The 13,067-nt window shown below is 32.5% G+C and carries 11 protein-coding genes; all 11 read left to right on the top strand.

The annotated features are described in order from the left end of the window. Nucleotide 1: 1 nt before the first annotated feature. The gene (dapA, locus tag ACH2BG_RS12800; RefSeq protein ID WP_395048083.1) at nucleotides 2-877 is read left to right on the top strand and encodes a 4-hydroxy-tetrahydrodipicolinate synthase; all 876 of its coding nucleotides are present in this window, start codon (nucleotides 2-4) and stop codon (nucleotides 875-877) included. Between the two features lie 106 nt (nucleotides 878-983). Next, nucleotides 984-1,778: an outer membrane protein assembly factor BamD gene (locus tag ACH2BG_RS12795; RefSeq protein ID WP_395048082.1), complete on the top strand. Its 795-nt coding sequence runs from the start codon at nucleotides 984-986 to the stop codon at nucleotides 1,776-1,778. A 9-nt stretch (nucleotides 1,779-1,787) separates the two neighbouring features. After that, nucleotides 1,788-2,102, top strand: coding sequence for a DNA-directed RNA polymerase subunit omega (locus ACH2BG_RS12790; protein ID WP_395048081.1), 315 nt, complete (start codon nucleotides 1,788-1,790; stop codon nucleotides 2,100-2,102). Between the two features lie 7 nt (nucleotides 2,103-2,109). Then, nucleotides 2,110-3,318: a bifunctional phosphopantothenoylcysteine decarboxylase/phosphopantothenate--cysteine ligase CoaBC gene (coaBC, locus tag ACH2BG_RS12785; protein ID WP_395048080.1), complete on the top strand. Its 1,209-nt coding sequence runs from the start codon at nucleotides 2,110-2,112 to the stop codon at nucleotides 3,316-3,318. Beyond that, nucleotides 3,311-4,198 carry a DUF4835 family protein gene (locus tag ACH2BG_RS12780; protein ID WP_395048079.1) on the top strand — a complete coding sequence of 296 codons (888 nt, stop codon included), beginning with the start codon at nucleotides 3,311-3,313 and terminating at the stop codon, nucleotides 4,196-4,198. Before coaBC ends, ACH2BG_RS12780 begins: the two co-directional genes overlap by 8 nt. A 9-nt stretch (nucleotides 4,199-4,207) precedes the next feature. Beyond that, nucleotides 4,208-5,860, top strand: a complete 1,653-nt coding sequence (gene recN, locus ACH2BG_RS12775; RefSeq protein ID WP_395048078.1) for a DNA repair protein RecN — start codon at nucleotides 4,208-4,210, stop codon at nucleotides 5,858-5,860. Nucleotides 5,861-5,956: 96 nt separating this feature from the next. Further along, nucleotides 5,957-7,147, top strand: coding sequence for an enoyl-ACP reductase FabV (gene fabV, locus ACH2BG_RS12770; RefSeq protein WP_395048077.1), 1,191 nt, complete (start codon nucleotides 5,957-5,959; stop codon nucleotides 7,145-7,147). Between the two features lie 139 nt (nucleotides 7,148-7,286). Then, nucleotides 7,287-10,145: a T9SS type A sorting domain-containing protein gene (locus ACH2BG_RS12765; protein ID WP_395048076.1), complete on the top strand. Its 2,859-nt coding sequence runs from the start codon at nucleotides 7,287-7,289 to the stop codon at nucleotides 10,143-10,145. 87 nt (nucleotides 10,146-10,232) lie between these two features. Beyond that, entirely contained in the window at nucleotides 10,233-11,231 is a 999-nt protein-coding gene (locus tag ACH2BG_RS12760) for a glycosyltransferase (RefSeq protein WP_395048075.1), read from the top strand. A 1-nt stretch (nucleotide 11,232) separates the two neighbouring features. Then, a complete protein-coding gene (gene coaE, locus ACH2BG_RS12755; RefSeq protein WP_395048074.1) occupies nucleotides 11,233-11,817 on the top strand; it encodes a dephospho-CoA kinase in 585 nt (194 codons plus the stop codon). A gap of 68 nt (nucleotides 11,818-11,885) precedes the next feature. Further along, nucleotides 11,886-13,067, top strand: a 1,182-nt coding sequence (locus ACH2BG_RS12750; RefSeq protein ID WP_395048073.1) for a sensor histidine kinase, incomplete at its 3' end; no start/stop codon positions are given.

Genomic DNA, 13,067 nt, shown 5'->3' with positions numbered 1-13,067 from the left:
CATGCAAGCATTTATTGGAACAGGAGTTGCCTTAGTAACACCATTTAAAAAAGATTTTTCTGTTGATGTCGAAGCTTTAAAACGTATCGTAAATCACGTTATTGATGGTGGTGTTGAATATCTTGTAGTTTTAGGCACAACTGGAGAACCAGCAACACTATCCCAAGACGAAAAAGAACTCGTAATTACAACAATAGTTGAAGCAAATAACGGAAGATTACCTCTAGTTTTGGGTGTTGGAGGAAATAATACAATGAAAGTTGTTGAAGAACTAAAAACAAGAGATTTTTCTAAATTTTCCGCAGTACTTTCAGTTTCTCCTTATTATAACAAACCAACTCAAGAAGGAATTTATCAGCATTTCAAAATGATTGCTGGAGCTTCACCAATTCCAGTAATCATGTATAATGTTCCAGGAAGAACAGCCAGTAATGTTTTGCCAGAAACAGTTTTAAGATTGGCAAATGATTTTAAAAACCTAATAGGAATAAAAGAAGCAGCAGGAGATATTGTACAAGCCATGAAACTGATACAAGGGAAACCAAAAGATTTCTTAGTTATTTCTGGCGATGATATGATTACACTTCCTATGGTTTTAGCGGGTGGATCAGGAGTAATATCAGTAATAGGAGAGGGTTATCCAAAAGAATTTTCGAAAATGGTTCGTCTTGGATTACAAAGAAAAGTAGATGAAGCTTATGCTTTGCATTACAAACTAATGGATAGTATCGATATGATTTTCGAGCAAGGAAATCCAGCTGGTGTAAAAGAAATTTTCAAATCATTAGGTCTTTCAGAAAATACGGTTCGTTTGCCTTTGGTTAGTGTCAATGAAAATCTAGCAAACAGATTAGATTTGTTCACAAAAAAACTATAAAAATTACAACGAAAATAAAGTTTTGTATATAAGAATTAATAACTAAATTTGCAGTTCGATTTTCTGAACTCAAAAGCCAATAAAAATCGATAGTTTTAAAATAAATATGAAGAAATTAATATACACATTCCTAATAATTGCTTTATTTTCGTCTTGTAGCGAATATCAAAAAGCAATTAAATCTGAAGATATAGCCGTAAAAAGTGATGTTGCTACAAAAATGTACGAAAAAGAAAAGTACGAAAAAGCCATTCGTCTTTTCGAACAAGTTTCTCCAGTATTAAAAGGAAAACCAGAAGCTGAAAATATATTTTATATGTTTTCTCAATCTTATTATAAAACAGAACAATATTATTTGTCAGGATATCAGTTCGAAAGTTTTGCAGCATTATATCCAAAAAGCAAAAACGCAGAAGAAGCGGCTTTTTTAGGAGCAAAATCATATTCTGAATTGTCACCAGTTTATTCGTTAGACCAAACAGATACAGATAAAGCGATTAATAAGTTGCAGGATTTTATCAATAAATATCCAAATTCTCAGTATTTAGCCGAAGCAAACGTAGTGGTAAAAGATTTGAGAGAAAAACTAGAGAAGAAAGCTTTTGAAATTGCAAAACAATACAACACAATTTCAGATTTTAAACCTGCAATTAAAGCTTTAGATAACTTTATCGCAGATTATCCAGGAACTCCATACAAAGAACAAGCCTTGTTTTATAAGCTAAATGCTAGCTACCAATTGGCCATAAACAGTGTTTCATCTAAAATGGAAGAAAGATTAAATTTTGCAAAAGCAGCGCAAGAAGCTTTGCTTAATTTTAATGCAAATACAGAATTCAAAAGAGCAGCTGACGAAATGTTGGTTAGAATAGACAAAGATTTACAACAATTTTCTAAATAAAAAAAAGTCATGGATTTAAAAAAGACTACAGCTCCAGTAAACACAGTTACTTACAACAAAACAGTAATTGAAGAACCAACTGGAAATGTTTATGAAGCGATTACCATAATGGCTAAAAGAGCAAATCAAATTAATGCTGAAATTAAAAAAGAACTAATCGAAAAATTAGAAGAGTTTGCTACTTATAACGATAGTTTAGAAGAAGTTTTCGAAAACAAAGAGCAAATCGAAGTTTCTAAATTTTACGAAAAACTACCAAAAGCACACGCATTAGCGGTTGAAGAATGGTTAGAAGATAAAATTTACTATAAATCAGCAAAATAAAACAACTATGTCTGTTTTAAGTGGTAAGAAAATAATACTAGGTGTTTCTGGTGGAATTGCCGCTTACAAATCAGCGTCTTTAGTTAGATTATTCATAAAAGCAGGAGCACATGTCCAAGTGATAATGACTCCTGCTTCTAAGGATTTTGTAACACCACTCACACTATCTACGCTCTCTAAAAATCCTGTTCATTCTTCTTTTTTTAATGAAGATGACCAAGATGCAGTTTGGAACAACCATGTCGATTTAGCACTTTGGGCAGACTATATTATTATTGCGCCAGCAACAGCAAACACAATGTCTAAGATGGTTTCTGGTAATTGTGATAATTTACTTATTGCTACTTATCTTTCGGCAAAATGTCCTGTGTATATTGCACCAGCAATGGATTTAGATATGTACAAACACCCATCTACAAAAGCAAATTTTGAGGCTTTCGCCAAATTTGGAAACACGATTATTCCTGCCGAAAGCGGAGAATTAGCCAGTGGACTTTCCGGAGAAGGTCGCATGGCAGAACCAGAAAATATCATTGCATTTTTAGAAAAAGACATCGAAAATAAATTACCACTAAAAGGTAAAAAAATCCTTGTTACAGCGGGGCCAACTTACGAAGCCATAGATCCTGTTCGGTTTATAGGAAATCATTCTTCAGGAAAAATGGGTTTCGATATTGCAGTTGCTGCAGCTAATCTTGGTGCTAACGTCACTTTAGTTTCTGGACCAACACATTTTCAAGTAAATAATTCTTTGATTAATTTAGTTAGAGTAACTTCTGCCGAAGATATGTATAATGCTTGTCATCAATATTTTAATGATTACGATGTGATGATTGCTGCTGCTGCTGTCGCTGATTATCGTCCAAAAAATGTTGCCTCTCAGAAAATAAAAAAGAACGAAGCTACGTTTACTATTGAATTAGAGAAAACCAAAGATATTTTGTTGTCATTGGGTCAAATCAAGAAAAATCAATTCTTGATAGGATTTGCTCTCGAAACTGAAAATGAAATTGAAAATGCAAAGCTAAAAATTCAGAAAAAAAACCTAGATTTGATAGTTCTTAATTCTTTAAATGATTTGGGTGCTGGTTTTGGAAAACCAACAAATAAAGTTACATTTATTGACAAAAAATTTAAGATAGAACCGCAAGAACTAAAATCGAAAGAAGCAGTAGCTATCGATATTGTAAATAAAATTGTTTCACATTATGCGTAAAATATTTGTTTTTTTATTTCTGTCATTTTTTGGGTTTATACAAGCTCAAGAACTAAATTGTTCTGTAGTTTTCAATACAGATCAAGTAACAGCAACAAACCAACAAGTATTTAAAACACTCAAAAAAGCGCTGACAGAGTTTGTAAACAATAGAAAATGGTCTGATCAAACTTATAAAGGAGCTGAAAAAATAGAATGTTCTTTTTTCTTTACAATCACAACTTATACCGCCGATCAGTTTACGGGAACCTTGCAAGTTCAGGCATCAAGACCTGTTTATAACTCGACTTATATGTCACCAATTTTAAATATAAACGACAAGGATATTACGTTTAATTATTTAGAATTTCAAAATTTGACTTTCGATCAAAACTCATTCGATTCGAATTTACTTTCTATAATGGCATTTTATTCCAACTTAATTATTGGTGTCGATGCAGATACATTTGCACTCGAAGGTGGTTCTAAATCTCTAGAAAACGCCCAAAGTATTAGTAGTATTGCCCAACAAAGTCAAATAAAAGGTTGGAGTCAATCGGACAAAAATCAAAACAGATATTATCTTATAAATGATATGCTTTCGCCTGCTTTTGTAGCTTTTAGAAAAGCGATGTACGAATATCATTTGAAGGCTTTAGATAAAATGGCCGATAATCCAAAAGAAGCTAAAGAAAATATAAAAATTGCTTTAAAAACACTATCCCAAATAGCAGAAACAAGGCCAAATGCTTATCTTACCAGAGTATTTTTTGATGCAAAGGCGGATGAAATACTTAGTATTTATACTGATGGACCAAAAGTTGATGTCACCGAAGTTATTAACGCACTCAATAGATTATCTCCTACAAATTCGAGTAAATGGGGAAAAATTAGTTATTAATTCCTCATTATGTTAGCTTCATTATCTATAAAAAATTTCGCATTAATAGAACAGTTGGAAATGAATTTTTCTAATCAATTTTCTATTATTACTGGTGAAACTGGCGCAGGAAAATCGATACTTTTAGGCGCTTTAGGTTTGGTTTTAGGAAAGCGTGCCGATTTAACTTCTCTAAAAGACAAAGAACAAAAATGTGTTATCGAGGCACAATTTCAAATTTCAAAATACAATTTACAAAATTTTTTCGTTACAAATGATTTAGATTACGAAGACACAACAATCATTCGTCGTGAGATTTTGCCTTCAGGGAAATCTAGAGCTTTTGTAAATGACAGCCCAGTAAATCTTACCGAATTACAGGATTTGAGCGAGTATTTGTTAGATATTCATTCGCAACATCAAACGCAAGAATTGTCTAATGAAGCTTATCAAATCGAGATTCTTGATGCCATTGCAAATCATCAAAATTTACTTTTAGATTACAAGCAAAATTTAGTCAAATATAAATTGGCAAAAAGCGAATTAAAAAAATTGCATGCTGAAAAAGAAGCTTTATCAAAAGAACAAGATTATAATTCATTTTTGTTAGAAGAATTGCTTTCGGCAAATTTAAAAGCCGACCAGCAAGAAGAATTAGAAAGTATTTTTGAGAAGTTGAATAATGTCGAATTTATCAAAGAATCGCTAGATAAATCTTTGGCTGTAGCTAATGAAGAGCAAATAGGAATTATACAAAACTTGAAGGAAGTTAAAATTTCGTTGCAAAAAATTGCAGGATTATCATCGGAATTCAATGATTTATTTGAAAGAGTTTCAAGCACATTAATCGAATTTGAAGATATTTCTATCGAACTTTCTGGGCAAGCAGAAAAATTAGTTAATGATCCCGAAAAACTAGATTTGGTAAATCAAAAACTGCAAACAATATATTCCTTGCAAAAAAAGCATCAAGTAGAATCGATTGCTGAATTGTTGGTTATCCAAAATGATTTAGACAGCAAATTAGTTTTGGTTGATGACTTAGAAAATCAAATTCAAAAATTAGAAAATCAATCAAACGAAAGTGTGTTGATTTTAGATAAAATAGCTTCCGAAATTTCTAGAAATAGAAGCAAAGCAGTCCCCGTTTTAGTAACTCAAATTACCGAAATTCTGACGCAATTGGGAATGCCAAATGCTAGATTTCAGTTCGAAATAAAACAAACGCAAAACTACTTACCATTAGGAAAAGATGAAGTGCAATTATTGTTTTCGGCAAATAAAGGAACCGATTTTGGATTGCTTAAAAAAGTAGCTTCTGGCGGAGAAATGTCGCGAATTATGTTAGCTGTTAAAGCAATTTTAGCTAATTACTCGAAATTGCCAACTATTATTTTTGATGAAATAGATACAGGAGTTTCTGGAGAAATTGCGCACAAAATGGGAGATATTATGAAAGGAATGAGTAGTAAAATGCAAGTTTTTGCTATTACACATTTGCCACAAATTGCTGCAAAAGGGAACCAACATTATAAAGTTTTTAAATCATCGGAAGGAGAAAATACTATTTCAGAACTGAAATTACTATCTCAAAATGAGCGAGTTGTAGAAATTGCCGAAATGCTATCAGGAAAAGATATTTCAGATTCGGCACTTAATCACGCAAAATCATTATTAAATTAGAAAATTAGATTACTAGACTTCTTAGATTGTTAGATTTTTAGTATTTTTGATTGGTCAAATAAACGATTAAACAAATAACCGAATAAAAAATAAAAAATGATTATAGAACCAAGAATGCGAGGATTTATTTGCCTTACAGCACACCCAACAGGTTGTGAGCAAAACATAAAAAATCAAATAGCTTACGTAAAATCTAAAGGACATATAGAAGGTGCAAAAAGAGTTCTGGTAATTGGAGCTTCGACAGGATTTGGTTTGGCTTCAAGAATTACAAGTGCTTTTGGTTGTGACGCTTCTACAATAGGCATTTTCTTCGAAAAACCTGCAAGTGAAGGAAAAACAGCTTCACCAGGTTGGTACAATTCGGCAGCTTTCGAAAATGAGGCTAAAAAAGCAGGTTTGTATGCAAAAAGCATCAATGGAGACGCATTTTCTAACGAAGTGAAACAACAAACTATCGATTTAATCAAAAAAGATTTAGGTCAGATAGATTTAGTTATTTATAGTTTAGCATCGCCAGTTCGTTTGCACCCAATAACTGGTGTTTTGCATCGTTCGGTTCTAAAGCCAATAGGAGGTACTTTTACAAATAAAACTGTCGATTTTCATTCAGGAAAAGTTTCGGATATTTCTATAGCACCTTGTGAAGGAGATGATATCGAGAATACAGTAAATGTGATGGGTGGAGAAGATTGGTCTATGTGGATTGATGCTTTAAAAAAGGAAAATTTACTAGCCAATAATGCTACTACAATTGCTTATTCCTACATAGGACCAGAAGTTACTGAAGCCGTTTATCGCAAAGGAACTATTGGTAAAGCAAAAGACCATCTAGAAGCTACTGCTTTTTCTATTACCGATAGTTTGGCAGATTTAGGAGGGAAAGCTTATGTTTCGGTAAATAAAGCGTTGGTAACACAAGCAAGTTCGGCTATTCCAGTAATTCCTTTATATATTTCATTATTGTATAAAATTATGAAAGCCGAAGGAATTCACGAAGGTTGTATCGAGCAAATGCAAAGATTGTATGCTCAAAGATTATATACAGGAAATGCAATTCCAACTGATAATAAAGGCAGAATCCGTATAGATGATTGGGAAATGCGTGCAGATGTTCAGGAAAAAGTAGCTAAACTTTGGTTAGAAGCAACTACCGAAACATTACCAGAAATTGGTGATTTAGAAGGATACAGAAATGATTTTCATAATCTTTTTGGCTTCGGATTTGAAGGTGTAGATTATAAATCGGATACTAACGAAATGGTAAATGTTTCGAGTATAGTATAATTACATAAAGAATAAGTATTTATAAAACCACGAATGTATTTCGTGGTTTTTTTATGCTTTTTTGTCGATGTATTAGTGATAATTTAACAAATGATTAATATTTTTTGTACATTGCTTGCTTAATCAAACTACTTTAAAAATGAAAAAAATTACTTTATTACTGTTTTTATTCGTCACTAGTTGGCAAATAAATGCACAAACTTGTACGCAGACATTTACTGCTACAGGGCAAGATGACGATCCAACGGTATTGACAATTAATGCTGTAGATATTACTTGTTATGGTGCAAATCCTTTAACAAGTCTGAAATTAACTAATTCGGCAGGAAGTTTAACTAGTGGTTTTTGTACTTCTGGAGGAACAAGTTGGTATGGATTTGATTTGTCTATAGATGGAGGTACTGCTATTACTGGTTGTGCGGCAGATTTTAATGATGTAAATATTACAGGATTTACTACATTGACAATAACATCTCACGATGATGATGTTTATAGTGATGGAGTTACTATAACAATAGATGTAGAAGCAACATTTACAGCGCTTACACCGCCATCATGTACTGCATTGACTACACCAGCTAACGGAGCAACTGGCGTTAGTTCTACTGTCATATCTTGGCCTACAGCAACAGGAGGAGTAACAGGATATAGATTAAATGTGGGTACTACTCCAGGAGGAACAAATGTTTTAAATAATTTTGATGTAGGAAATGTGTTAACCTATGATTTAGTTACCTTAATATCAGGAACAACTTATTATGTAACAGTAATTCCTTATAATGTAAACGGTTCGGCGACAGCATGCTCGGAAACATCTTTTGCAACTTGTGGAGCTGTTACGGTTTTTCCTTGGACTGAAAATTTTGATGCTTTGGCTACAGGAACAAATGTATTTCCATCTTGTTGGGCATATGAGAATATAACGAGTAATTGGTCAATTTCTACTACTCCAGTTGCAAATAGTGGCGCAAATTCTTTAAGAAGAACTTGGAGTACTGATGGATGGGCTTTTACACCCTTAGCAACGCTAACAGGTGGGACTTCATATACTTTTAGTTATTATATGAGAACAAATGATGCAGTTGTAGGATACGATGTAACACTTGGAGTTGGAAATGCCCAAACATCTGCAGCAATGTCAACAACGTTAACTACACAAACAGGATATCAAGGCCCAGCTTGGACTTTATTTACAGCCTACTTTACACCAACTATTTCTGGAAATTACTCTTTTGGAATACATGTTGCAGCCCCTTTTGCTCCTAATGGGATTAATTTTGATGATTTTAAACTTGAGGTATCTCCATCATGTCTTAATCCGCTTGGTTTAGCAGTATCTGCAGTAACAGACGCCAGTGCAACAGTTACATGGACAGCAACAACAGGTAATTACGAATATGTTTTAGATAATACTGCGGCTGATCCTGCAGGATCTGGAACAACATTGTCAGGAGAAACTTATAATGCAATATCATTATCGCCTACTACAATTTATTATTTTCATGTAAGATCAGTTTGCGCAGGGCCTACTTATAGCGCTTGGTCTACAGTTTCGTTTACAACAGCTTGCGCTCCTGTTACGGCATTTGTAGAAAATTTTGATAGTGTTACCGCTCCTAGCTTCCCAAATTGTTGGGGTAGAGTAGGTACTGGAGGTAATGCGAATATACAAACAACAAATCCAAGTTCAGGTATAAATACAATGTATCTTTATGGTTTTTCAGGAAGTTTAGGAGTTGTTAAAACAGTACCAGTTTCTAATTTAGGTTTGGGTACACATCGTTTGAACTTCAAAATGAGAGGTAATTTTACCGCTGGTGATGATGTAGAAATTGGTTATTTAACAAACCCTAATGACAGTAATACTTTTCTTTCTTTAGGTTCTGTAAATGCAGCATCATTAGTATATGAGGATTATACTTTTACTCCACCAGCAGGATCGTATTCAAACTATTTAGCATTTAGACATACTGGAACTATAGGTGCTAGTGTATTAATTGATGATGTAGTTTGGGAGCCAATCCCAGCTTGTAGTAATCCTAGTGGTTTAGCTGTCTCTGCAGTAACAAGTTCTAGTGCTACAATTATGTGGACAGCAACAACTGGTAATTATGAATATGTTTTAGATAATGCTGTAGCTAATCCTTCAGGATCGGGGACAACATTATCAGGAGAAACCTATAATGCAACACTGTTATCTCCTTCTACAACTTATTATTTTCATGTAAGATCTGTTTGTGCAGGACCTATTTATAGTACTTGGTCTACAGTTTCATTTACTACACCTGCAACACCTCCTGGAAACGATAGTTGTTCATCTCCAATATTATTAACTCTTGGAGCTGTATTTGTAGATCAAGATATTGATACTACAAATACAGGTGCTACTTTAAGTGCAGAAACTCCAAGTCCATCTTGTGGAACAACTGGTTTTGCTACCACAGGTAAAGATGTTTGGTATAATGTTGTAGTTCCACCATCAGGTACATTAACAATTGAAACAGATGCTACGGCAGCAGGAACAGGTTTATTGATAGATACTGTAATATCTATTTATTCAGGTACTTGTGGTGTTTTAACAGAACTAGATTGTGATGATTTTTCAGGGAACACTACAACTCCAGCTGGAGCAGATTATGCTAAGGTTTCATTAACGGGACAACTTCCTGGGGCTACTTTATTGATTAGAGCATTTGGTTGGAATGGACTTCAAGGAAATTTTAGTATTTCAGCTTATGATGCTTCATTAAGTACACCATCTTTCGATATTAATGGATTCTCAGCTTATCCTAATCCTGTAAAAGATGTATTGAATTTATCTTACACAAAAGAAATTTCTAATGTATCTGTACATAATTTATTGGGTCAGGAAGTAATGACAAAATCTATTAATGCTACACAAACTAAAATTGATATGTCAAACTTGTCAAACGGAACTTATTTAGTAAAAGTTACCGTAGATGGTTTGGTAAAAACATTGAAGGTTGTAAAACAATAAAATAGTTTTTAAAAATATTAAAAGCCATTCGCTAGTCGAATGGCTTTTTTTTATAAAATAATGTACCTTTGTCAAAATTTTTTATCAATGAATTTTTCGTTTATTATTCCAGTTTACAATCGTCCAGAAGAAATCGAGGAACTTTTAGAAAGTTTAACCAAACAGACTTATAAAGAACCTTTCGATATTATTATTGTCGAAGATGGTTCGACTATCCCTTGCGAACATATTGTAGATAAATATAAAAACAGATTATCTATAACTTATTACCTGAAATATAATTCAGGGCCTGGTGATTCTAGGAATTTTGGTATGAGTCAATCTAAATCAGATTATTTTATTATTTTAGATTCAGATTGTATTATTCCTGAAAATTATTTGACAGAAGTTTCTAAAAGCTTATCTCATAAATATGTAGATTGTTATGGTGGTCCAGATGCGATGTTGCCTAGTTTTTCGGCAGTGCAAAAAGCAATAAACTTTACGATGACATCAGTTATTACAACTGGAGGAATTCGAGGTGGATCAGAAAAAATTGAAAAATTTCAGCCACGAAGTTTCAATATGGGAATTTCAAGAAAAGCATTCGTCGCTTCAAAAGGGTTTTCAAATATTCATCCAGGTGAAGATCCAGATTTGAGTATTCGATTGTGGAAATTAGGTTTCGAAACCAAATTAATTACTTCAGCTTTTGTATATCACAAACGAAGAATAGATTGGGATAAGTTTTATACTCAAGTAAATAAATTTGGTAAAGCAAGACCAATTCTTAATCATTGGTATCCAGAATATGCAAAACCAACGTTCTTTTTGCCATCAATATTTGTAATTGGTTTGTTTCTCGGAATAATTGGATTTTTCTTAAACAATGATTTAATTTTACAATTATATTTTGTTTATACGGCTTTAATTTTCATAATGTCATCTGTTAAAAACAAAAATATTTATGTTGGTTATCTTTCTATAATAGCAGTTTGGAAACAATTTTTTGGTTATGGATTGGGATTTATAGAATCATTTTTTAAAATCAATATTCTAAAGATAAAACCGCAAGAAGCATTTCCGGAATTATTTTTTAAAATTTAAAATGGCAAAAATCATAGGTCTTACTGGAGGAATTGGAAGTGGTAAAACAACCATTGCTAGACTTTTTGAAGCCGAAGGAATACCTGTATATATTGCCGATGATGAAGCCAAAAAAATAATGATTCTGCCAGAAACGATTCAGTTAGTTCGAGAATGTTTTGGTCAAGAAGTGATTGTAAACTATCAAATAGATAAAAAAAAATTATCAGAAATTGTTTTCAATCAGCCGGAGAAACTAAAAGAGCTCAATAAAATCATTCATCCATTGGTGAAAAAGCATTTTGACAATTGGGTAAAAAAACAAAATTCACCGTTTGTAATAAAAGAAGCTGCCATTCTTTTTGAAAGTGGAAGTTATAAATATTGTGATCAAATTATTACTGTTATCGCTTCGGAAGAAACACGCATAAAACGTGTGATGTCAAGGGATAACTCTACCAGAGAAGCTGTTTTAGAGAGGATAAAAAATCAGTGGGAAGATAGTCAGAAAACTTCAAAAAGTGACTATATTATTGAAAATGAAAACTTAAGTGAAGCCAAACTTCAATTTCAAGAAATTCTTAAAAAATTAAAAAATCTATATTAAAACTGCCAATTGTTAATATTTGGTTAATATATTTAGGATTCAAATGTTAAAATGTTAAATTTGTAGCAATGAATAAAACGTTATTTCGCATTGTAGTATTTTTAATGACACTTTCCTTATTGGGAATCATTGTTGTACAAGGCTATTTGATAAATGCGTCTTTCAAAAATAAAGACGAACAATTTAAATACCAAGTAAAACAAGTTATCGATAATGTATCAAAAAAATTGCAAGAGCAAGAAACCTATACTTTTTTAAGTACATACAACAAACTAAAAGATAGTATAGGAAAAAGTCCACAACAAAGTGAATTGCTCAAGTTTTTTTATGTCGAAAAAAATTCAGTAACAAACGAAACAATCATTTATTCTAACAGTTTGATTGCAGAAGATTATTCGTTGCCATCATCGTTCTTTGATAAAAATAAGGATTCAACAAAGCTTAAAAATTATATTTCTAAACGCGTTACCGAAGTTTATAGCGGAAACACTATTAATGATAACAATCTAAACAGTACGTTATCTCCAGACGAAAAGATAGAGAAATCTGGAAGAATGGACGTTTTAGACAAAGCGACATTTGGAGTGTATTTTAAAGATATTGCCGCAACACGATCTATAACCCAAAGAGTTTCTAACAAGCAATTGTATGATTTATTGGCTTATGAGTTGATCGGTTATGGTATTAAAACACCGTTCGAATTTGGAATTTATAGTAATGGTTTAGCAACAAAAGTAAAATCGGAAAAGTTTAAGTTCGACAAGAAAAACACTTACGACATTCCAGTTTTTACAGACAATGATGGTGTAAGTAAATATCAGTTATTGGTTAGTTTTCCTAAAAAAAAGGAATTTTTAATATCTGATTTAATAGGAATTGCATTTCTTGCATTTCTGTTTACAGCAATTATTATTGTCGCTTATTACAGTGCATTGAATCAGTTAAATAAACAACGTCATATTTCTCAAATCAAAACCGATTTTATAAATAATATGACACATGAGTTCAAAACACCTATTGCTACAATCAATTTAGCGTTAGATGCCATAAAGAATCCTAAGGTTATTGATGATAAAGAAAAAGTTTTTCGATATCTGCAAATGATTAAGGACGAAAACAAACGAATGCATGCTCAAGTAGAAAACGTGTTACAAATTTCTAAATTAGAAAAACGAGAACTCGATATTACAAAAGAAGCATACAATATGAATGACATTATTGAAGAAGCGATAGAACACGTGAATTTGATA

Origin of the sequence: Flavobacterium sp. (genome assembly GCF_043779715.1) — a bacterium.
Lineage (GTDB): Bacteria > Bacteroidota > Bacteroidia > Flavobacteriales > Flavobacteriaceae > Flavobacterium.
The sequence above is the reverse complement of the archived record's forward strand: the minus strand, read 5'-3'. Positions and strand labels throughout refer to the sequence as shown.

Coding starts and splice junctions, on each gene's coding strand:
- ACH2BG_RS12765 (WP_395048076.1), top strand. CDS start 7,287: ATGAAAAAAATTACTTTATTACTGTTTTTATTCGTCACTAGTTGGCAA.
- dapA (WP_395048083.1), top strand. CDS start 2: ATGCAAGCATTTATTGGAACAGGAGTTGCCTTAGTAACACCATTTAAA.
- coaBC (WP_395048080.1), top strand. CDS start 2,110: ATGTCTGTTTTAAGTGGTAAGAAAATAATACTAGGTGTTTCTGGTGGA.
- recN (WP_395048078.1), top strand. CDS start 4,208: ATGTTAGCTTCATTATCTATAAAAAATTTCGCATTAATAGAACAGTTG.
- ACH2BG_RS12780 (WP_395048079.1), top strand. CDS start 3,311: ATGCGTAAAATATTTGTTTTTTTATTTCTGTCATTTTTTGGGTTTATA.
- fabV (WP_395048077.1), top strand. CDS start 5,957: ATGATTATAGAACCAAGAATGCGAGGATTTATTTGCCTTACAGCACAC.
- ACH2BG_RS12790 (WP_395048081.1), top strand. CDS start 1,788: ATGGATTTAAAAAAGACTACAGCTCCAGTAAACACAGTTACTTACAAC.
- coaE (WP_395048074.1), top strand. CDS start 11,233: ATGGCAAAAATCATAGGTCTTACTGGAGGAATTGGAAGTGGTAAAACA.
- ACH2BG_RS12795 (WP_395048082.1), top strand. CDS start 984: ATGAAGAAATTAATATACACATTCCTAATAATTGCTTTATTTTCGTCT.
- ACH2BG_RS12760 (WP_395048075.1), top strand. CDS start 10,233: ATGAATTTTTCGTTTATTATTCCAGTTTACAATCGTCCAGAAGAAATC.